The sequence below is a fragment of the Pseudomonas sp. C321 genome (assembly GCF_055407105.1).
Genome location: NZ_JBUZRB010000012.1, coordinates 54,931 through 75,066 on the forward strand (window position 1 = coordinate 54,931; position 20,136 = coordinate 75,066).

16 protein-coding genes are annotated in these 20,136 nt (G+C 60.8%); 11 read left to right on the forward strand and 5 right to left on the reverse strand.

Annotated elements, in window-relative coordinates; all coding sequences use genetic code 11:
- Window positions 1-115 precede the first annotated feature (115 nt).
- Window positions 116-1,042, reverse strand: a complete 927-nt coding sequence (gene epsC, locus ACZRJ6_RS24285; RefSeq protein WP_149413881.1) for a serine O-acetyltransferase EpsC — start codon at window positions 1,040-1,042, stop codon at window positions 116-118.
- Between the two features lie 231 nt (window positions 1,043-1,273).
- Between epsC and ACZRJ6_RS24290 the strand changes: the two genes are divergently transcribed.
- From ACZRJ6_RS24290 to ACZRJ6_RS24340, 11 genes are all read left to right on the forward strand, one after another.
- Complete coding sequence (locus tag ACZRJ6_RS24290) at window positions 1,274-2,266, forward strand: D-cysteine desulfhydrase (RefSeq protein WP_149413882.1); 993 nt, start codon at window positions 1,274-1,276, stop codon at window positions 2,264-2,266.
- A 186-nt stretch (window positions 2,267-2,452) separates the two neighbouring features.
- A complete protein-coding gene (gene tcyJ / locus ACZRJ6_RS24295) occupies window positions 2,453-3,247 on the forward strand; it encodes a cystine ABC transporter substrate-binding protein (RefSeq protein WP_463968923.1) in 795 nt (264 codons plus the stop codon).
- The gene (tcyL, locus tag ACZRJ6_RS24300) at window positions 3,247-3,912 is read left to right on the forward strand and encodes a cystine ABC transporter permease (protein WP_463968922.1); all 666 of its coding nucleotides are present in this window, start codon (window positions 3,247-3,249) and stop codon (window positions 3,910-3,912) included. Before tcyJ ends, tcyL begins: the two co-directional genes overlap by 1 nt.
- A 3-nt stretch (window positions 3,913-3,915) precedes the next feature.
- Window positions 3,916-4,662, forward strand: a complete 747-nt coding sequence (tcyN, locus tag ACZRJ6_RS24305) for an L-cystine ABC transporter ATP-binding protein TcyN (RefSeq protein WP_463968921.1) — start codon at window positions 3,916-3,918, stop codon at window positions 4,660-4,662.
- Between the two features lie 502 nt (window positions 4,663-5,164).
- A complete protein-coding gene (locus ACZRJ6_RS24310; protein ID WP_463968920.1) occupies window positions 5,165-6,406 on the forward strand; it encodes an SfnB family sulfur acquisition oxidoreductase in 1,242 nt (413 codons plus the stop codon).
- 42 nt (window positions 6,407-6,448) lie between these two features.
- A complete protein-coding gene (locus ACZRJ6_RS24315) occupies window positions 6,449-7,642 on the forward strand; it encodes an SfnB family sulfur acquisition oxidoreductase (protein WP_463968919.1) in 1,194 nt (397 codons plus the stop codon).
- Entirely contained in the window at window positions 7,642-8,994 is a 1,353-nt protein-coding gene (locus ACZRJ6_RS24320) for an LLM class flavin-dependent oxidoreductase (protein WP_463968918.1), read from the forward strand. The genes ACZRJ6_RS24315 and ACZRJ6_RS24320 overlap by 1 nt, the downstream gene beginning before the upstream one ends.
- A gap of 67 nt (window positions 8,995-9,061) precedes the next feature.
- The gene (locus ACZRJ6_RS24325) at window positions 9,062-9,877 is read left to right on the forward strand and encodes a MetQ/NlpA family ABC transporter substrate-binding protein (RefSeq protein ID WP_463968917.1); all 816 of its coding nucleotides are present in this window, start codon (window positions 9,062-9,064) and stop codon (window positions 9,875-9,877) included.
- Between the two features lie 2 nt (window positions 9,878-9,879).
- Window positions 9,880-10,998 (forward strand): methionine ABC transporter ATP-binding protein, encoded by a 1,119-nt coding sequence (locus ACZRJ6_RS24330; protein WP_463968916.1) that lies wholly within the window; start codon window positions 9,880-9,882, stop codon window positions 10,996-10,998.
- On the forward strand, window positions 10,988-11,632 hold the full coding sequence (locus tag ACZRJ6_RS24335; RefSeq protein WP_463968915.1) for a methionine ABC transporter permease: 645 nt from the start codon (window positions 10,988-10,990) through the stop codon (window positions 11,630-11,632). The genes ACZRJ6_RS24330 and ACZRJ6_RS24335 overlap by 11 nt, the downstream gene beginning before the upstream one ends.
- Before the next feature lie 85 nt (window positions 11,633-11,717).
- The gene (locus tag ACZRJ6_RS24340) at window positions 11,718-12,344 is read left to right on the forward strand and encodes a class I SAM-dependent methyltransferase (RefSeq protein WP_463968914.1); all 627 of its coding nucleotides are present in this window, start codon (window positions 11,718-11,720) and stop codon (window positions 12,342-12,344) included.
- 96 nt (window positions 12,345-12,440) lie between these two features.
- Here the strand turns inward: ACZRJ6_RS24340 and ACZRJ6_RS24345 are convergent, their stop codons facing one another.
- From ACZRJ6_RS24345 to ACZRJ6_RS24360, 4 genes are all read right to left on the reverse strand, one after another.
- A complete protein-coding gene (locus tag ACZRJ6_RS24345; protein WP_463968913.1) occupies window positions 12,441-14,678 on the reverse strand; it encodes a glycoside hydrolase in 2,238 nt (745 codons plus the stop codon).
- A 121-nt stretch (window positions 14,679-14,799) separates the two neighbouring features.
- Window positions 14,800-17,859, reverse strand: coding sequence for an efflux RND transporter permease subunit (locus tag ACZRJ6_RS24350; RefSeq protein WP_463968912.1), 3,060 nt, complete (start codon window positions 17,857-17,859; stop codon window positions 14,800-14,802).
- On the reverse strand, window positions 17,856-18,926 hold the full coding sequence (locus tag ACZRJ6_RS24355; protein ID WP_463968911.1) for an efflux RND transporter periplasmic adaptor subunit: 1,071 nt from the start codon (window positions 18,924-18,926) through the stop codon (window positions 17,856-17,858). The genes ACZRJ6_RS24350 and ACZRJ6_RS24355 overlap by 4 nt, the downstream gene beginning before the upstream one ends.
- A complete protein-coding gene (locus ACZRJ6_RS24360; protein ID WP_463968910.1) occupies window positions 18,923-20,026 on the reverse strand; it encodes an efflux RND transporter periplasmic adaptor subunit in 1,104 nt (367 codons plus the stop codon). Before ACZRJ6_RS24360 ends, ACZRJ6_RS24355 begins: the two co-directional genes overlap by 4 nt.
- Between the last annotated feature and the right edge of the window lie 110 nt (window positions 20,027-20,136).

Genomic DNA, 20,136 nt, shown 5'->3' on the forward strand with positions numbered 1-20,136 from the left:
TGCTTTCTTACGATAGTTCAACGAAAGGTATGACGCATTGGGATGACAAAACGTTCAGCAGAAACTTGGAACTGATCGCTCCCACGTTCTGCGTGGGAGCGATCATTAAATAAACCTACTTCTGCGCCCCATCATCATGCTGCAAATTCGCCTGGGTCAGGTTGGCCCCCGCCGGCACGCTGCGGGTCAGCCAGACGTTGCCGCCGATGGTCGAGCCCTTGCCGATGGTGATCCGGCCCAGAATCGTCGCCCCGGCGTAGATCACCACGTCGTCCTCGACAATCGGGTGGCGCGGATGACCTTTCTGCAACTGCCCGTCCTCATCGGCCGGGAAGCGCTTGGCCCCCAGGGTTACGGCCTGGTAGATGCGTACCCGCTCGCCAATGATCGCCGTCTCGCCAATCACCACACCCGTCCCGTGGTCGATAAAGAAGCTCGGACCGATCTGCGCGCCGGGGTGGATGTCGATGCCGGTGGCCGAGTGGGCGATTTCCGCACTGATCCGTGCCAGCAGCGGCAAGCCGGCGCGGTACAGATGATGAGCCAGGCGATGGTGGATCACCGCCAGAATCCCCGGATAGCACAGCAGCACTTCGTCGACGCTGCGGGCGGCCGGGTCGCCGTGGTAGGCGGCCAGCACGTCGGTGTCCAACAGGCTGCGCAGAGCTGGCAGCGCCAGGGCAAAATCCTGGATCAACCGGATGGCGGTGGCATCGATTTCGCGGTCTTGTTGACCGCCTTGTCGTGCGGCATAGCGCAACTCCAGGCGGGCCTGGGCGAGCAAGGCGTTCAACGCCACATCGAGGGTATGACCGACGTAGAAGTCTTCACTTTCCTCGCGCAGGTCCACCGGCCCCAAACGCATGGGGAACAGTGCTCCGCACAGCGCTTCAAGAATCTGCGCCACAGCGTCCCGCGACGGCAGTTCACGCCCGCCCTGCTCGCCGCTGACCCGGCCATTGTGGGTGCGCCACTGGTCCCGGGCGCTGCGCAACTGGCTGACGATGGTCTGTAATTGCCAATGACTGGAACGCTCGCTCATGGTGGAACCTTCGGTAGTGGGAAGCTGCAAGCAAGAACCCGCCTGCTTTTACTTGAAGCTTGAAGCTTGCCGCTTGAAGCTGAAATGACCGCTACCTTACGACATGCCACAGGGTCCGCCTTAAGAACTAATCATGCCGAGCACATAACCAACCGACATAAGCGATTGGCGGTTGCCCGATGAAAAGTGCCTGCCTATAGTCGCTGCATCTTTTATCTCCCGTGCGTAGCCATGATCAAACAACAGCTCGACCGTTTTAATCGTCTGGAACTGCTGGGCGGCGCCACTGCCCTGGAAAAACTCGATCGGTTATCGGCCTGGCTGGGCCGCGATATCTACGTCAAGCGCGACGACACCACGCCACTGGCCATGGGCGGCAACAAGCTGCGCAAACTCGAATACCTGGCGGCCGATGCCCTGGCCCAAGGCGCCGATACCCTGATCACCGCCGGCGCCATCCAGTCCAACCATGTGCGCCAAACCGCTGCCTTGGCGGCCAAGCTGGGCCTGGGCTGCGTCGCCCTGCTGGAAAACCCCACCGGCACCAAAGACCCCAACTACCTGGGCAACGGCAACCGCCTGTTGCTGGAGCTGTTCGACGCCAAAGTTGAATTGGTGGAGAACCTGGACAACGCCGACGAACAACTGCGCGCCCTCGCCGAGCGCCTGCGCAGCAACGGCAAGAAACCGTATCAGGTGCCCATCGGCGGCTCCAATGCCATCGGTGCCCTGGGCTACGTGCGCGCCGGGCTGGAGCTGGCCAGGCAGATCGAAGACAGCGGCATCACCTTTGCCGCCGTGGTGCTCGCCTCGGGCAGCGCCGGCACCCATAGCGGGCTGGCCCTGGCCTTGAGTGAAGCGCTGCCGGATTTGCCGGTGATTGGTGTGACCGTGTCGCGCACCGATGAGGCCCAGCGGCCCAAGGTGCAAGGCTTGGCCGAACGGACTGCCGAGTTGCTCGGTGTCGAGATTCCCGCCAGCTTCAAGGTGATCCTCTGGGACGAATACTTCGCCCCCCGTTACGGCGAGCCAAATGCCGGCACCCTGGCGGCGATCAAGCTGCTGGCCAGCCAGGAAGGCCTGTTGCTGGACCCGGTCTACACTGGCAAGGCCATGGCCGGGTTGCTGGATGGCATTGGCCGCCAGCGCTTTGAGGACGGCCCGATCATCTTCCTGCACACCGGCGGCGCTCCGGCGCTGTTTGCTTATGACTCGCTGTTCTGAACAACCTCGTCACATATTCCAAAAAAGAATAACGGCCGTGATTTATATTATTTTCAAGTCTTAAAAACCCAATTTATAGTCCCGCCAAAAGCGAACGTGTTGCGAGACGCACACGCCGCTTTAAGGCAGGATACGACTACTGCTGTCACCTGCTTCGCTCAACATAAAAAACACAGGGGCTTGTTCATGACTATTTCTGTATTCCGTCGCACGTTACTGGTTGGCACATTGGGGCTGGCCCTAGGGGCTGGGTTGCTGGGCCAGGCGGTTGCTGGCGAGCAGTTGGACAACATCAAGAAGGCCGGTGTGATCAAGGTCGGCCTGGAAGGCACCTATCCACCGTTCAGCTTCGTCGATGAAAGCGGCAAGCTCACAGGTTTTGAGGCCGAGTTCTCCCAAGCCCTCGCCAAGGAGCTGGGGGTCGAGGTCAAGTTACAAGCCACCCCATGGGACGGCATCCTCGCAGCGCTGGAATCCAAGCGCCTGGACGCAGTGATCAACCAGGTGACCATCTCTGAAGAGCGCAAGAAGAAGTACGACTTCTCCGAGCCCTACACCGTTTCCGGTATTCAAGCGCTGACCCTGAAAAAGAATGAAGGCACCATCAAGACCGTTGCCGACCTGGCTGGCAAGAAAGTCGGTGTAGGCCTGGGGACCAACTACGAGCAATGGCTCAAGGACAACGCGCCGAAAGCCATCATCAAGACCTATAACGATGATCCGACCAAATACCAGGACCTGCGCATCGGTCGTATCGACGCGATTCTGGTAGACCGTCTGGCCGCTCTTGAACTGTCGAAAAAAGCCCCGGACACCGCCGCCGCTGGCGAACCCTTCTCTCGCCAGGAAGCCGGCGTAGCACTGCGCAAAGGCGAACCTGAATTGCTGGCCGCCGTTAACAAGGCCATCAACAAACTGCGCGCTGACGGCACCTTGAAAAAGCTGTCCGAGAAATACTTCAACGCTGACGTCACTCAATAATGGAAGCAGGTTTCCAACTCGCGCTGGACTCCGCGCCCTTTCTGCTCAAGGGCGCGTACTACACGGTGATTCTTAGCCTGGGTGGGATGTTTTTTGGCTCCCTGCTGGGGTTCGCACTGGCCTTGATGCGCCTGTCGCGCTTCAAGCTGCTGAGCTGGATCGCCCGGGTCTATGTGTCGTTCTTTCGCGGCACGCCGCTGCTGGTGCAGCTGTTCCTGATCTATTACGGCTTACCGCAAGTGGGCATAGAGCTGGACCCGATACCGGCGGCAATGATCGGCTTCTCGCTGAACATGGCCGCTTATGCCTGTGAAATCCTGCGTGCCGCGATCAGTTCCATCGAGCGTGGCCAGTGGGAAGCGGCAGCCAGTATCGGCATGACCCGCGCGCAGACCTTGCGTCGGGCCATCCTGCCGCAGGCCATGCGAACAGCCTTGCCGCCCCTGGGCAACAGCTTTATTTCGCTGGTCAAGGACACTGCCCTGGCCGCGACCATCCAGGTGCCCGAGCTGTTTCGCCAGGCACAACTGGTCTCTGCACGCACCTTCGAAATTTTCACCATGTATCTGTCGGCCGCCTTGATCTACTGGGTACTCGCAAGTGTCCTGGCACACCTGCAGAATCGCCTGGAAGCACGGGTCAACCGGCATGACCTGGAGTCTTGAAGCATGATCGTGGTTGAAAAACTGACCAAACAATTCAAGGGTCAGGTGGTGCTTGACGGTATCGACCTTGAGGTCAAGGAGGGCGAAGTCGTCGCCATCATCGGCCCCAGCGGTTCCGGTAAGACCACCTTCCTGCGCTGCCTGAATTTTCTCGAAGAACCCACCAGCGGCCGGATCAAGGTCGGGGATATCCAGATCGACGGCAGCCGCCCCCTCAACCAGCAACAGAGCCTGGTGCGGCGCCTGCGCCAGCACGTGGGCTTTGTGTTCCAGAACTTCAACCTGTTCCCTCACCGCACGGCGCTGGAAAACGTCATCGAAGGCCCGATAGTGGTCAAGAAGATGCCACGGGAAGCCGCTGATGCCCTCGGTCGCAAGCTGATGGCCAGGGTTGGCCTGGCGGGCAAGGAAGACGCCTACCCTCGGCGCCTGTCCGGTGGCCAGCAGCAACGGGTAGCGATTGCCCGGGCCCTGGCGATGGAACCGGAAGTGATCCTGTTCGACGAACCGACCTCGGCCCTGGACCCTGAGTTGGTGGGCGAAGTGCTGGCAACCATTCGCAGCCTGGCCGAAGAAAAACGCACCATGGTCATCGTCACCCACGAGATGAGCTTTGCTCGCGACGTGGCCAACCGGGTGATCTTTTTCGACAAGGGCGTAATCGTCGAGCAAGGCGAAGCCAAGGCACTGTTTGCCAACCCCAAGGAAGAACGTACCCGGCAGTTTCTCAGCAAGTTTATCAATAACTAACTTGCGCCAATCTATTGTAAGAAACTTCGCTTTATAGAGTTGCCGAAAGGCAACTCGATTCTTTAGCCTTTTTTGAGAAAAACCCTTTAATCATTGGATAAAAGTCATCATAGATAGACTGTCTTAAAGCGCAACTACAGTAAGATCCATCTGAATACTCCATAACTTCCTGTCTGCCCAGCTGACCCTCGTGACGCCAACTAACCAACCCTCTTATCTAACGCCCAGAGGATTGGTTCCCATTCTGGCCCCTCATTAAATCGCTCCTTTGGGTCTATGGCGCTCGCCTGCGCTTAACGTTCGGAGCGATTGCTGCTGCCTGCATCTATGCATATTCCTAAAAGTTAGTTTATTTAAAAAATAAACACGATTAGGGTATATGCACCGGACCACCGGACATTCCTGATTTTTTTGTTTTTCAACGGATGCGAGGTAGGTATGGTCAAAATCACCCCGGTGCGTAACGCCAGGGCATTGCGTGCAGCCATGGAGTGGCGCACAGATGTCTAACTTGGCACAAGCTCCCCTCCAGAGTGATCTGGACATTGCCCCGCTGTTGTTGCCCGCCAAGGTACTGCGCAACGACGCCGAGGCCCTCGACGCTGCCCACGAGCTTGCCCAGGCTGCCCGCCTACAAGCGGCACGGCGCGATCAACAACGCAAATTGCCCTGGGCCGAAATCGAGCAGTTCACCCGCAGCGGCCTGGGCAGTATTTCCATCCCCCGTGAATACGGCGGCCCGCAGGTGTCCTTTGTGACCCTGGCCGAAGTCTTCGCGATTATCAGTGCCGCAGATCCGGCCCTGGGGCAAATCCCGCAGAACCAGTTCGGCATCCTGCACTTGCTGCAAGGTACCGCTAACGAGCGGCAGAAAAAACAATTGTTCCAGAGCGTGCTGGACGGCTGGCGCATTGGCAACGGGGGCCCGGAGCGCGGTACCAAACACACCCTGGACCTCAAGGCCCGGATCACCGCCGGGGGTGACGGTTTTGTCATCAGCGGCCAGAAGTTTTACTCCACTGGCGCGCTGTACGCCCACTGGGTGGCGATCAAGGCATTGAATGATGACGGCCAGCAGGTCATAGCGTTTGTGCGCCGTGGCACCCCGGGGCTGCGTATCGTCGACGACTGGTCGGGCTTCGGCCAGCGCACCACGGCCAGCGGCACGGTGTTGCTGAACAACGTGCCGGTGGACGCCGAACTGGTGGTAGACAACTGGAGGCTGGGGCAGACCCCGAACATTCAGGGCGCCGTGTCGCAATTGATCCAGGCGGCCATCGACGCCGGTATCGCCCGTGGTGCCCTCGACGACACCATCAGCTTCGTGCGTGAACGCTCTCGACCGTGGATCGACGCCAAGGTCGAACGGGCCAGCGATGACCTTTACGTGATCGCCGACATCGGCAAACTGAAAATCGAACTGCATGCCGCCGAAGCGCTGCTGCGTAAGGCCGGCCAGGTGTTGGACCAAGTCAGCGCTGCGCCGATCACCGCGCAATCTGCAGCACGGGCTTCGATTGCCGTGGCCGAAGCCAAGGTGCTGACCACTGAAATTTCTTTATTGGCCAGCGAAAAGCTGTTCGAACTGGCCGGCAGCCGCGCCACCCTCGCCGAGTTCAACCTCGACCGCCATTGGCGCAATGCACGGGTGCACACGCTGCACGACCCGGTGCGCTGGAAGTACCACGCGGTAGGCGCTTATCACCTCAACGGCACCTTGCCGGCCCGACACTCCTGGATTTAACCGACCAGAACACTTTTTCGACCAAGCTTCTGGAGAACAAAAATGACTTTCTCTCACCACGTCGCGGTCATCACCAGCGATGAACAAGCCCTTATTGTTGCCAGCGACCTGGCCGAAGATTTCCGTCGCGACAGCGCCCTGCGCGATCGCGAACGCCGCCTGCCTCTGGCTGAGCTGGACGTATTTTCCCGCTCCGGCCTGTGGGGCATCAGCGTGCCCAAGAAGTACGGCGGTGCTGGCGTTTCCAACGTCACCCTGGCCAAGGTTACGGCGCTGATCGCCCAAGCCGATGCGTCCTTGGGGCAGATCCCGCAGAACCATTTCTATGCGCTGGAAGTATTGCGGGTCAACGGCAACCCTGAGCAGCAAAAGCGCTTGTATGCCGAAGTGTTGGCCGGCCAGCGCTTCGGTAATGCCCTGGCGGAACTGGGCACCAAGACCGCCCATGACCGGGTGACAAAACTGACCCGTGACGGCGACGGCTACCGCATTGCCGGCCGCAAGTTTTACTCAACCGGCGCCCTCTACGCCCAGCGTATTCCCACCTCCGTGGTGGACGAAAACGGCATCCAGCAACTGGCCTTTGTCCCTAGCGACAGCCAGGGCCTGACGGTGATCGACGACTGGAGCGGCTTCGGCCAGCGCACCACCGGCAGTGGTTCGGTGGTGTTCGACAACGTATGGGTGGCCGCCGCCGATGTGATCCCGTTTCAAAGTGCCTTCGAACGCCCGACCCCGGTTGGCCCGCTGGCGCAGATCCTTCACGCTGCCATCGACACCGGCATCGCCCGCGCCGCCTTCGAAGATGCCCTGCACTTCGTGCGCACCAAAACCCGGCCGTGGATAGATTCCGGCAACGACAAGGCCACCGAAGACCCGCTGACCCTGAAAAGCTTCGGCCACCTGAGCATTCGCCTGCACGCTACCGAAGCCCTGCTGGAACGCGCTGGCGTTTTCCTTGATCGCGCCCAGGCCGAGACCAATGCCCAGACCGTCGCCGCCGCGTCCATTGCCGTCGCTGAAGTGCGCGCGCTGAGTACCGAGATTGCCCTGGCCGCCGGCAGCACCCTGTTTGAACTGGCCGGCAGCCAGGCGACCCTGGCCGAACATGGCCTGGACCGTCACTGGCGCAACGCCCGGGTGCACACCCTGCACGACCCGGTGCGCTGGAAGTACCACGCGGTGGGTAACTATTACCTCAACGATGAAAACCCGCCGCTGCGGGGGACTATTTGATGAGCAAAAAGAAAATCCTGCTCAATGCCTTCAACATGAACTGCATCGGGCACATCAACCACGGCCTGTGGACTCATCCGCGGGATACTTCGACCCAGTACAAGACGGTCGAATACTGGACCGAACTGGCGCAACTGCTGGAACGCGGATTGTTCGACGGGCTGTTTATCGCCGATATCGTTGGCGTGTATGACGTCTACCAAGACTCGGTGGACGTGCCGCTCAAGGAGTCGATCCAACTGCCGGTCAACGACCCGCTGCTGCTGGTCTCGGCCATGGCCACCGTCACCAAAAACCTCGGCTTCGGCCTGACCGCCAACCTCACCTACGAGCCGCCGTATCTGTTCGCCCGGCGCATGTCCACGCTCGATCACCTGAGCCGTGGCCGGGTGGGCTGGAACATTGTCACTGGCTACCTGGACAGCGCCGCCAAGGCCATGGGCCTCACCGAGCAAGTCGAACATGACCGCCGCTACGACCAGGCCGACGAGTACCTGCAGGTGCTCTACAAACTCTGGGAAGGCAGTTGGGAAGACGGCGCGGTGATCAACGATCCGCAAGCACGGGTCTACGCCCAGCCGGACAAAGTGCACAAGGTCGAGCATCACGGCGAGTTCTATCAGGTGGAGGGTTATCACCTTTGCGAGCCATCGCCGCAGCGTACGCCAGTGCTGTTCCAGGCCGGCAGTTCGGATCGCGGCCTGCTGTTCGCCGGGCGCCATGCCGAGTGCGTGTTTATCAGCGGGCAGAACAAGGCGGCAACCAAGGTCCAGGTGGACAAGGTGCGCACCAGCGCCGTCGAGGCAGGACGCAACCCGGACGACATCAAGGTGTTCATGGGCCTGAACGTAATCGTCGGCGCCACTGAAGAACTGGCCTGGGCCAAGCACGCCGAGTACCTGAGCTACGCCAGCGCCGAAGCCGGTGTGGCGCATTTTTCCGCATCCACGGCGATCGATTTTTCCCAATACGAGCTGGATGAACCGATCCAGTACGTGAAAAGCAACGCCATCCAGTCGGCCACCAAAACCCTACAAAACAATGACTGGACCCGGCGCAAGTTGCTGGAGCAACACGCCCTCGGTGGTCGCTACATCACCCTGGTGGGCTCGCCGGAGCAAGTGGCCGATGAGCTGGAGTCCTGGATCAGCGAAACCGGCCTGGATGGCTTCAACCTGACGCGCATTGTCACGCCGGAAAGCTATGTGGACTTTATCGATCTGGTGGTTCCCGAGTTGCAGCGACGCGGGTCGTACAAGACGGCTTATGAGCAGGGGACCCTTCGGGAAAAAGTCTTCCATGGATCGGCTCATTTACCCGAGCAGCACACCGGGTCTACCTACCGCCATTGATCGTTCCCACGCGCGTGGGAACGATCTACATATTGCTCAACCAAATTTTTATGACTGGAAATCCATTATGAAAAAAGCACTCCTCATCCACCCAGTCAAAGCACTGGCTCTCGCCCTCGGCCTCGGCCTGTTCAGCTCGGCAGTATTCGCCACCGACGCACCGCTGAAAGTCGGCACCACCGCCGCCTTTGCCATCCCCCTGGAAGCCGCCGTCGAAGAGGCAGGCAAACAGGGCCTGAAAGTCGAACTGGTGGAGTTCACCGACTGGATCGCACCCAACGTCAGCCTGGCTGCCGGGGATATCGACGTGAATTACTTCCAGCACATCCCGTTCCTGGAAAACGCCAAGGCCGCCGCCGGTTTTGACCTGGTACCGTTCGCGCCGGGGATCATCAACAACGTTGGCCTCTACTCGAAGAAATACAAAAGCTTCGATGAACTGCCGCAAGGCGCGACCGTGGCGATTGCCAATGACCCGATCAACAGCGGTCGCGGCCTGCAACTGCTGGCCAAGGCCGGCTTGATTACCCTCAAGCCGGGCGTGGGCTACAAGGCCACTGAAGAAGACATCATCGCCAACCCCAAGAAGCTGAAAGTCCTGCAGGTGGAAGCCGTGCAACTGGTGCGCGCTTATGACGACGCCGATTTGGTGCAGGGCTACCCGGCTTACATTCGCCTGGCCAAGACCTTCGATGCCGAGTCCGCGCTGCTGTTCGACGGTCTCGACCACAAGGAGTATGTGATCCAGTTTGTGGTCCAGCCGAAAAGCAAAACCGACCCGCGCCTGATCAAGTTCGTCGACATCTACCAACACTCGCCAGCCGTACGCGCCGCCCTGGATAAAGCCCATGGCAAGCTCTACCAAGCCGGCTGGGAAGGCTGAACATGAGCGCCGCCAACGCCCTATTGCGCGCCCTGGACACGACACTGCGGGACGCTGAGCAAACCGAACTGCACCCCAAGCTGAATCGGGCCCATGTGCGCTTTATCAACCTGGGCAAGACCTATGACGGTCAACCAGTGCCGGCGCTGCAAGGCATCGATCTGGCGATTCAGCGCGGTGAAGTGTTTGGCATCATTGGCCGCAGCGGCGCCGGCAAGTCGTCGCTGATCCGCACCATCAACCGCCTGGAGCAACCGAGTAGCGGTCGGGTGTTGATCGATCAAATAGACATCGGTGACTTCGACGAAGACCACCTGGTGGCGCTGCGCCGACGCATCGGCATGATCTTCCAGCACTTCAATCTGATGTCAGCCAAGACCGTGTGGCAGAACGTCGAACTGCCGCTCAAAGTCGCTGGAGTACCCAAGGAACAGCGACAGCAAAAGGTCCGTCAATTACTGGAGTTAGTGGGCCTGCAGGACAAGCACAAAGCCTACCCGGCGCAGTTGTCCGGCGGGCAAAAACAGCGGGTGGGCATTGCCCGTTCGCTGGTGCATGACCCACAGATTCTGTTGTGCGACGAGGCCACTTCGGCGCTGGACCCGGAGACGACTCAGTCGATCCTCGGCCTGCTGCGCGAGATTAATAAACGCCTGGGCCTGACCATCGTATTGATCACCCATGAAATGGCGGTGATTCGCGAAATCTGCGACCGGGTCGTGGTGCTCGAACACGGCAAGGTCGTCGAGCAAGGCCCCGTGTGGGAAGTGTTCGGCAACCCGCAGCACGAGGTCAGCAAAACCCTGTTGGCGCCGCTGCAACATGGGTTGCCGGAAGAACTGCAAAACCGTTTGCAACCCAAGCCAGTGTCGGCGGACGCGGCCGTTGTGCTGCGTTTGCAATTTACTGGCAGCGCCCAGGACGAGCCAGACCTGGCGGCGCTGTTCAGTACTCTCGGCGGGCGCGTGCGCTTGCTGCAAGGCGGGGTTGAACGGATTCAGGGCCATGCGCTGGGGCAGTTGCTGCTGGCGGTCACAGGCTCGTCCCTGGGCGCCGAAGAATTGCGCAGCCGCGCCACGCGCTGGGCACAACAGGTGGAGGTGCTGGGCTATGTGGTTTGACCGGTTATTGCAGGGCGCCATCGACACATTGTTGATGGTCGGTGTGTCATCACTGATCGCGTTGCTGGTGGGTATCCCGCTGGCGGTGTTTCTGGTCACCAGTGACAAGGGCGGCATCTACCAGGCCCCGGCGCTGAACCGGGTGCTGGGGGCATTCGTCAATCTGTTCCGTTCCATTCCGTTTCTGATTTTGATGGTGGCGCTGATTCCCTTTACCCGGTTGATCGTCGGCACCACCTACGGCGTATGGGCCGCCGTGGTGCCGCTGACCATCGCCGCGACGCCATTCTTCGCGCGCATCGCCGAGGTCAGCCTGCGGGAGGTAGATCACGGGCTGATCGAAGCGGCGCAAGCGATGGGCTGCCGGCGCTGGCATATTGTCTGGCATGTGCTGTTGCCTGAGGCGCTGCCGGGGATTGTTGGCGGCTTCACCATCACCCTGGTGACCATGATCAACTCGTCGGCCATGGCCGGGGCGATTGGTGCCGGGGGGCTGGGGGATATTGCCTATCGCTATGGGTATCAGCGATTTGACAGCCAGATCATGCTGACGGTGATTGTGCTGCTGGTGATTCTGGTGGCGGTGATTCAGTTGAGTGGGGATCGCTTGGCGCGGGTGCTCAACAAGCGCTGAGAGGGCGGTGGCTTTATTGGAGCTGCCGCACAGCCCCTCGCCACAAGGTATAGTCGAGCTCTCTCTTTGCCCGGTGCCGCTCGCCATGAAACTCGCCCCCGACGACCTCGACCAGATCACTTCCACCACCCTGAGCCATTACAACAAGGTGGCCGAGGATTTCCGCGAGGGCACCCGCGACCATGATGTGAGCCAGAACATCGATACGCTGTTGCGGCACATCCAGGCGGATGCGCCGTTTACCGTGCTGGATTTCGGATGCGGGCCGGGGCGGGACTTGCAGACGTTTACCCGCATGGGCCATATCGCCGTCGGGCTGGACGGCTCGGAGCGCTTTGCACAGATGGCCCGCGAAGACAGCGGCTGCGAAGTGTTGCAACAGGACTTCCTGAAACTCGATTTGCCTGCCGCTCGTTTTGACGGGATCTTCGCCAATGCGGTGCTGTTTCATATTCCCAAGCAGGAATTACCGCGCATTCTCAAGCAGCTCCATGGGGCGTTGAAACCGGGTGGTGTGTTGTTCAGCTCCAACCCTCGCGGTGAAAACCAGGAGGGCTGGAACGGACCACGTTATGGGTCCTATCACGACCTTGACGCTTGGCAAGAGCTGCTGACAGCCGCGGGGTTTGTCGAGCTGGAGCATTACTATCGTCCGGCCGGGTTACCCCTGGAGCAGCAACCCTGGCTGGCGAGTGTGTGGCGCAAACACTAAGTCACCCGTAACGGCTGTCGAGCCCTAGCGAGGCTGCGTCAGGCGCGCCTCGGTCCTGGCTGGCTCAAACTCGGCAGCGCGGCCAACGCAGCCTCGCTAGGGCTCGACAGCTGCTACGGAATAAATCGCAGGTGATTCTCCGGGTATCAACGCCGTCACGCTGCTAGCTGCATAACCCTCTCTCGCCTGCCCGGCAAAATTGGCCACCAGCCGCGTTCCATCGGCAAAGGTGGTCTGCTGCACCTGCCGATCCGCCGTCAGCCAGCGAAAGTCCGTCAATGCCTGGGTCGCCAGACGCTGATGCAGCGGGCGAAAAAATCCGTCCTGTCGCTGGATCAGCGGCAAGCGCTGCTTGAGGGTTGCGGCACTCAGATGATAAAGCGGTGGCACGTTGTAGAGCAGTTGGGCCAGTTCGTTTTCACCCTGCACATTGCTCAGTTTCAGGCTGTCGAACAGCCAGTGATGCGTGGTGATGACTGAGCCATGGAACACCGCCTGGTACAACGGCAGGCGCATCGCCGGGTCGAAATAGACGGTGCGAAACGGCTCTTTCAGCGGCACGGATTTGAAAAACACCGCCGGTTGCTCCGGTGGATACCAGGCGCCCACGTAATAGGGTGATTGCTTGTCCTGAGTCATATCCCGATCGCCCCACCCCAGCACCGGCGTCTGCATGCCGTGGGCAAACAGGATGCCTTGGGCGGTAGTTGCATTGCCGTCTTCGGAGCCCACCGCCACCTTGAGGGCATTGCCGATCCAGCGGGAAGCATCAATGTTGCCTTCGGCGTTCTGCGCCTGGGTCATGTTGAGAACGGAGCGGTAGCTGTCGAACAGCATGCCGGTGGCGTAGGCATCAAGGAACCAGGCGTTGAAGCCGGCCTTGGCCTGCACCGCCTTTACCCGCGCCTCCAATAGCGGTCGCACACAACGTGGGTCGGTGTAGTACCCGGACTTCTGGAAACCGGTTTTGAGCTGGCCGTTTTTCAAGACAATTCCACAGTCGCGATGGGCCCTGCTGCCCAGGTGCGCGGTAGTCCAGTCCGGATTTTCCTTGGCCGACAGGGCGGTCTCATAAGAGTCATAGGGTGCCATCAAGTAACCGGCGTCGACCCCGACCCGCACCGCCTCCGGGTGCCAGAGCCCACCTTCCCAGCCTTCGCCAAGGGTCAGCAACAGGCGCTGGAGCCCGGCATCCTGCAAGGACTTGACGGTGATCGTGGACAAGGTGCTGCCCCAGGTTTGCGGCGCTGCACTCAGGGCACTGGAGAACGTCACCGCCAATTCACCCCGTAACGCGCCATAGCCGCCAGCAAGCTTTTCCATGTCAGGTTCAGCAGCGGCTTGCCAACTCTGGCGCGCCTTTTTATTGATCGCCGCGTTCAAACCGCGCAACAAGGTGGTTTGCTGATAGCGATCGAGAAACGGCTGGGTCACCTGCAGGACCTGCATCGACTCCTTGTCCAGCAAACCTTTCAGCTCCCCCGCCAGACCGTCATCGCTACGCAGTATCTTGCGCAGTTGCGACCAGTCGCGCACATCGCCAGGGCCCAACAGGTCGTTGCCCCACAAGTAGACGTGGCTGGCACCCAGCAACTTCTCGGCCTCCGGCGTCTGCCGCAACTTGTCCGCCAACGGCTCGTAACGCCCCTGTTCAACCAGCCATTGTCGATAGCGCTTGGCACCGGCCAACAGATCGGGCCCTCCCAGGTGCAGGCGCAACGTCATCGGCGCCGAGGGGGCCAGGGCGGTGAACTCATGACGCACTGACAACCCCAGGCGCTTGCCCTCGGCCTGCCAGTGCAGACGATTGTTGTACGGATTAGTCATCAACCAGTTGAGGGTAAACGTGCCGTAATCGACCCCCCATAACGGCAGGCTAAGGTCCTGGGTAGTGTTCACATCACCCTGCTCCAGCAGGAAGTTCTGCCAAAGCGTGTTGCCGGCGGGCACGTAATGGCCCTCGGCGAGTGGCCAGATCAAGCCCTTGCCCATGGCGCTGGCCGGTTGCTGGAGGATGTTCAGTTCGCCAGCTTCCCGGGCCGTGATGCTCAGGGCGAGGTCGCGCTGGTCGAGAGTGGCGCTCAGGCGAAAGGCACCGTCGTCCCATTGCCATGTGGCCTGATTGGGGGTTTGGGAAAGCTGGCTGACTTTATGGGCGGTGACGCCACTGGAGGCCTGCACGGGATCGTTATCGGCAGGCGTGACGCGCAGAGCCAAGGTGGCCGAATCGAGTTCGATGCGCCACAGACTGTTTTCCAGCACCGTGCCAGCGAGGGCCAAGGGTGATAGCAACAGGGCACAGACCATCAGGGCATGGCGCAGGCAGTTGGTCATGGCAGGGACCTTCTCAAGTGAGGTCAGGAGGGTAGAACAATTGAATTCCGCTCGGGAGACAGGAGATGTTTGCAGATATTTCCAGGATCATTCCCACGCGCTCGCGTGGGAATGATCAATATTAGCCTTCAGATCTTTCTTTCTTCGGCTCGCGGATCTTGTACCAGGCCACATACAGCGCCGGCAAAAACAGCAGCGTCAGCAAGGTGGCGATGATAATGCCGCCGATCATTGCGTAGGCCATCGGCCCCCAGAACACTTCCCGGGCGATGGGAATCATGCCCAGGCTGGCCGCAGCCGCCGTCAGCAGGATCGGCCGGCGCCGGTGCTCGGTGGCTTCCACCACCGCATCCCATGGCGAGTAGCCGTCGCGCTCGTAGGCGTCGATCTGCGTCACCAGGATCACCGAGTTGCGGATGATGATGCCGATCAGCGCGAGAATCCCCAGGATCGCCACAAAACCCATGGGCGTGCCCGTGGGAATCAGCGCCAGCACCACACCAATCAATCCCAGCGGCGCGACGCTGGCCACCAGGAACATTTTCTGCACGCTGTGCAACTGGATCATCAGGAAGGTCGCCATCAAAAACAGCATCAGCGGCACCACCTTGGCAATCGGCCCCTGAGCCTTGCCACTTTCTTCCACGGTGCCGCCGGTGGCGACTTTGTAGCCTACCGGCAAACCGGCGCTGAACTTGTCGATTTCAGGCTTCAGTTGTTTCACCAGATCGGTCGGCTGCATCTCATCGCGCACCGCCGCCTTGATGGTGATGGTCGGCTTGCGATCCCGACGCCACACCAGCGGCTGCTCCAGTTCATAGCGCACGGTGGCAAAGGCCAGCAGCGGAATCGAGGTGCCGTTGGGCGTGACGATCTGCAGGTTCTGCAAGGTTTGCGGCGTGCCACGCTCGGCGTCTTCGGCGCGGCCGACCACGTTGATCAGGTAAATATCATCATGCACCTGCGTCACCGCAGCACCGCTGACCACGCTGTTCATCAACTGCGCCACGTCTTCGGACGACAGCCCCAATTGCCGCGCCTTGTCTTGGGCGATATCAACCCGCAGGACTTTGCCCGGCTCGTTCCAGTCGTAGATGATTTCGCCAAGGTGAGTGTTTTTATCGAGCAGGGTCGCCAATTCGATGGCGTGTTTGCGCACTTGGTCGATGTCCTTGCCGGAGACTCTGTACTGGATCGGCCTGCCAACAGGCGGGCCCATTTCCAGCGGCTGGACGAAGCTGCCGACGCCGACAAAGTCATCGCGCAGGTGTTTTTGCAGGCGGGCAATCAACGCCCCGCGCTCTTCCAGGCCTTTGCTGACAATCACCAGCTGCGCGTAGTACGGGTTCTCCAGTTGCTGGTCCAGCGGCAGGTAGAACCGGATCGCGCCCTGGCCGATATAGGTACTCCAGCGGGCGATGTCCGGGTCGTCCTTGATGATTGCTTCAAGGCGATCCACGGCCTTGCGGGTTTCATTGATCGAGGCGTTTTGAGGTAGGTTGAGGTCGACGAGGATTTCCGGGCGGTCGGACGACGGGAAAAACTGGTTCTGCACAAACTGCATGGAAAACACCGACGCGGCGAACAGCAGCACCGTGATGCCGATGGCCCACCAACGGTTGCGCATGGCCCACAGCATGCCGCCATTGAACGCCCGACCAACACGCCCTGGCTCGGCGCTGTGAGGTTTGACCTTGCTGCTGAGGATATGCACGCCAATCACCGGCGCGAACAACACGGCGACCACCCACGACACCAGCATCGCGACGGCGATCACCGCGAACAGGGTAAAGGTGTACTCACCGGCGGAGCTGGCGTTGAGGCCGATGGGCACAAACCCGGCCACCGTCACCAGCGTCCCGGTCAGCATCGGAAACGCGGTGGAGGTGTAGGCAAAGGTCGCCGCCTGCTCCTTGGTTTCACCTTTTTCCAGGCGCGTGATCATCATCTCCACGGTGATCATCGCGTCATCCACCAGCAGGCCGAGGGCGATAATCAACGCGCCCAACGACACCCGCTGCATGGTGATACCGCTGTACTCCATGAACACGAAGACCAGCGCCAGCACCAATGGAATCGAGCAGGCCACCACCAGGCCGGCACGCACGCCGAGGCTGATAAAACTCACCACCAGCACGATGATCACCGCTTCAAACAGCGCGCTGGTAAAGCCGCCGACGGCCTCCTCCACCACTTCTGCCTGATCGGAGACCTTGTGCACATCGACGCCCACCGGCAAGTCGGCAGTCAGGTCATCCATGCGCTGGTGCAGGGCCTTGCCGAAGTCCTGAATATTGCCGCCCTTTTGCATGGCAATAGCCAGGCCAATGGCCGGCTTGCCGTTGAAACGAAACATCGGTCTTGCTGGGTCGACGTAGCCACGGCTGATCTCGGCAATATCCGCCAGCCGATAGAAACGATCATTGAGCCGCAGGTTGACGTTGGCCAGGTCCTTCTCCGAAGCAAACTGCCCCGAGGTGCGCACCGAAATCCGCTCCGGCCCGGCCTCGATCACCCCGGCTGGCGTCACCGCGTTCTGCGATTGCAGGCTCTGCACCACTTGGCGCTGATCAATCCCTAGTGCCGCGAGTTTGCGGGTGGAGAAATTCAGGTAAATCACTTCGTCCTGCTGGCCGATCATCTCGACCTTGCCCAGCCCCGGCACCGAACGAATCTCGGCGCGCACCTGCTCGACGTAATCGCGCAGTTGGCGCATCGACAGGCCATCGGCGGTAAAGGCATACACCGAGCCGAACACATCCCCGAACTCGTCGTTAAACGAAGGCCCTTGCAGCCCCTGGGGGAAGGTGCCGCGAATGTCGTCGATCTTCTTGCGTACCTGGTACCAGATCTGGGGAATATCCTTGGCGCTGGTGGTGTCGCGCAGGAACACGAACACCGTGGACTCACCAGGGCGGGTGTAGCTTTTCACATAGTCGAGGGAGTCCAGCTCTTCGAGTTTTTTCTCGATGCGGTCGGTGACCTGCTTGAGGGTTTCTTCCTGGGTCGCACCCGGCCAGCGGGTCTGGATCACCATGGTCTTGATAGTGAAGGACGGGTCTTCCTCGCGGCCCAGGTTCATGTAGGAGAACACGCCCATCAGCAGCGCGACGAACATCAGGTACCAGACGAAGGACTGATGTTTGAGGGCCCAGTCGGATAAATTGAAGCTCCCTTTCATTGCGGGCTGCCCTCGTCGATTTTGACTTTTTGCCCAGGCTTCAGGCTGTTCACCCCGGCACTCACCACCCGTTCGCCGGGTTTTACGCCGCCGTTGAGCAGTGCGCTGTCAGCGTTGCGGCTGATGAGGGTGACGTCGCGTGGCTGAACGGTCTGGCTTTGCATATCGATGACCCAGATTCGGGTTTGGCCATCGACTTCCTGCAAGGTGCTGAGGGGTAATTCGATACGCGGAGCGATGGCGGAACTCAAGGTCACGCTGATGGCCGTGCCCAGGCGAAAGGCCGCTGGCGTGTCGGCCAGGGTCAGGCGTGCGCGACGGGTGCGGGTGGCGCTTTGGGCCTGGGGCTCGATTTCGCGCACGGTGGCGGTGGTGCTGACATTCGGGTCCATCTGCCCGGCCACGCGGAACACCACGTCGGGCGGCAAGCGCTCGGCCAGGCCGGCGGGCAGGTCGATCACCGCTTCCTTGATATCGGGACGGGCCAGGGTCACCACTTGTTGACCGGCGCTGACCACTTGGCCGGCCTCGGCATTCCAGGCGGTGACGATGCCGGCATGATCAGTGCGCAATTCGCTGTAGTTGAGCTGGTCCTTGGCCTGATTGACCGAGGCCCTGGCCTGATCGAGGGAGGCCTGGGTGGTCTTCAGGTCAGTCTGGGCGATGTCCAGTTGCGCCTGGGCGCCGACGCCACGGTTGAACAATTCCTGCTGGCGGCGGGCGTTGGCCTGGGCGTTGATCCATTGTGCCTGGACCCGAGCCTGGTCGCCCTGGGCGGCGCGCAGTTGGTTCTGTTGATCGGTAGGGTCGAGGACGGCCAGCAAGGCACCCTTCTCCACTTGCGCGCCCACGTCGACAGCACGCCGGGCGATGCGGCCGGGCACCCGAAAGCCGAGGTTACTTTCGTAGCGGGCCTGGACGGTGCCGGCGAAGCGGCCGAGGTTTTCCTGATCTTCGGATTTCACCTCAATGGACAGCACCGGGCGTATCGGCTCGGGCGCAGGCTCTTCCTTGGAGCAGGCCATCAGCAGCACGCTGGCGGCGAGTAATACCGTCAGCCGTTTCATGGTTGAGTGCCTTGAGCCTGGGCCTGATCCGGCGGCTGGGCAATTTCGACAAGCATGCCGGGATGCAGCAGTTGCCCACCCGCCACCACGACTTTTTCGCCGCCCTTGAGACCGTCGCTGATGATCACCTTGCCGGTGAGGTAGCGGCTGACGGTGACCTTATGCAGTTGCGCCTTGCCATCGCCGTCCACCAGCCACACGGCGGGCTCGCTGAGGTCTTTGGTCAGCGCGGCCCAGGGCAGTTCGACACTGGGCTTGGCCGGTGCATTGGCGGTGGCGCTGACCACCGAACCCAGGTCCATGCCCTTGGGCAAGGCGCTCAAGGCGATCTTCACTTGCACAGTGCCGCTGTTGGCGGCCACGGCCGGGGTGACCTCGCGGACTCTGCCCTGGGCCTTGATACTCGGGTTATCCAGCAGGCTGACGGTGATTGGCGCATCGGGCGGAGGCTCCACCAGCAAGGATTCATAGACGTTGAACACCGCGTCACGCTCGCCATCGCGCGCCAGGCTGAAAATCGGCACAGTGGCCTGCACCACTTGGCCGACTTCGGCCTGGCGGGCGGTAATTACCCCGGGAGCGTCGGCAATCAGTGACGTGTAGCCCAACTGCTCACGGGCATTGGCCAGTTGTGCCTGGGCAGCGGCCAGGGCGCTTTGGCTACTGCGCAGGGCAGCCTGGGCCGAATCGTATTCGCTGCGGCTGGTGTAGCCCTTGGGCAGGAGCTTTTCCTGGCGCACAAAGGCGGCGGCCGTCTGTTTGACCCGCGCCTGTTCGGCGACGACCTGGGCCTGGTCGGAATCGACGCTGGTCTGCAAATCCTTGGGATCAAGCTTGGCGAGCACTTGCCTGGCCGTCACCCGGTCACCGACATCGACCATGCGCTGGATGATCTTGCCACCAACGCGAAACGACAGATCGGTCTGCACCCGCGCCTGAATGTCCCCGGTGAGGGTCACGGCAGCGGCAAAATCGGCGGGCTTAACGGTTTGCACGAACACCCGGGAATGTTCCTTGGGTTCGGCTTCTTCCTGGCCACAGCCGCTCAGCAGCGCCAGCAGGCCAAGGCCGAGAATGATTGTCGAGGTGGGGCCGCCCATGCAGGCTCCTTGCTTGATTGACGCGTCTTTGATCATGCGACTCTGAGCGTAGTTGAGGGTTCCACGGGTGCCTCTTTTCTGTGGGTTGTGGAGAGTGGACTTGTCGAATC

Excerpts from the sequence above, each read along its gene's own strand:
- ACZRJ6_RS24345 (WP_463968913.1), bottom strand. The coding sequence starts at position 14,678 with ATGACCAACTGCCTGCGCCATGCCCTGATGGTCTGTGCCCTGTTGCTA.
- ACZRJ6_RS24320 (WP_463968918.1), top strand. The coding sequence starts at position 7,642 with ATGAGCAAAAAGAAAATCCTGCTCAATGCCTTCAACATGAACTGCATC.
- ACZRJ6_RS24315 (WP_463968919.1), top strand. The coding sequence starts at position 6,449 with ATGACTTTCTCTCACCACGTCGCGGTCATCACCAGCGATGAACAAGCC.
- epsC (WP_149413881.1), bottom strand. The coding sequence starts at position 1,042 with ATGAGCGAGCGTTCCAGTCATTGGCAATTACAGACCATCGTCAGCCAG.
- ACZRJ6_RS24360 (WP_463968910.1), bottom strand. The coding sequence starts at position 20,026 with ATGGGCGGCCCCACCTCGACAATCATTCTCGGCCTTGGCCTGCTGGCG.
- ACZRJ6_RS24350 (WP_463968912.1), bottom strand. The coding sequence starts at position 17,859 with ATGAAAGGGAGCTTCAATTTATCCGACTGGGCCCTCAAACATCAGTCC.
- tcyL (WP_463968922.1), top strand. The coding sequence starts at position 3,247 with ATGGAAGCAGGTTTCCAACTCGCGCTGGACTCCGCGCCCTTTCTGCTC.
- ACZRJ6_RS24290 (WP_149413882.1), top strand. The coding sequence starts at position 1,274 with ATGATCAAACAACAGCTCGACCGTTTTAATCGTCTGGAACTGCTGGGC.
- ACZRJ6_RS24355 (WP_463968911.1), bottom strand. The coding sequence starts at position 18,926 with ATGAAACGGCTGACGGTATTACTCGCCGCCAGCGTGCTGCTGATGGCC.
- ACZRJ6_RS24340 (WP_463968914.1), top strand. The coding sequence starts at position 11,718 with ATGAAACTCGCCCCCGACGACCTCGACCAGATCACTTCCACCACCCTG.
- ACZRJ6_RS24330 (WP_463968916.1), top strand. The coding sequence starts at position 9,880 with ATGAGCGCCGCCAACGCCCTATTGCGCGCCCTGGACACGACACTGCGG.
- tcyN (WP_463968921.1), top strand. The coding sequence starts at position 3,916 with ATGATCGTGGTTGAAAAACTGACCAAACAATTCAAGGGTCAGGTGGTG.
- ACZRJ6_RS24335 (WP_463968915.1), top strand. The coding sequence starts at position 10,988 with ATGTGGTTTGACCGGTTATTGCAGGGCGCCATCGACACATTGTTGATG.
- ACZRJ6_RS24310 (WP_463968920.1), top strand. The coding sequence starts at position 5,165 with ATGTCTAACTTGGCACAAGCTCCCCTCCAGAGTGATCTGGACATTGCC.
- ACZRJ6_RS24325 (WP_463968917.1), top strand. The coding sequence starts at position 9,062 with ATGAAAAAAGCACTCCTCATCCACCCAGTCAAAGCACTGGCTCTCGCC.
- tcyJ (WP_463968923.1), top strand. The coding sequence starts at position 2,453 with ATGACTATTTCTGTATTCCGTCGCACGTTACTGGTTGGCACATTGGGG.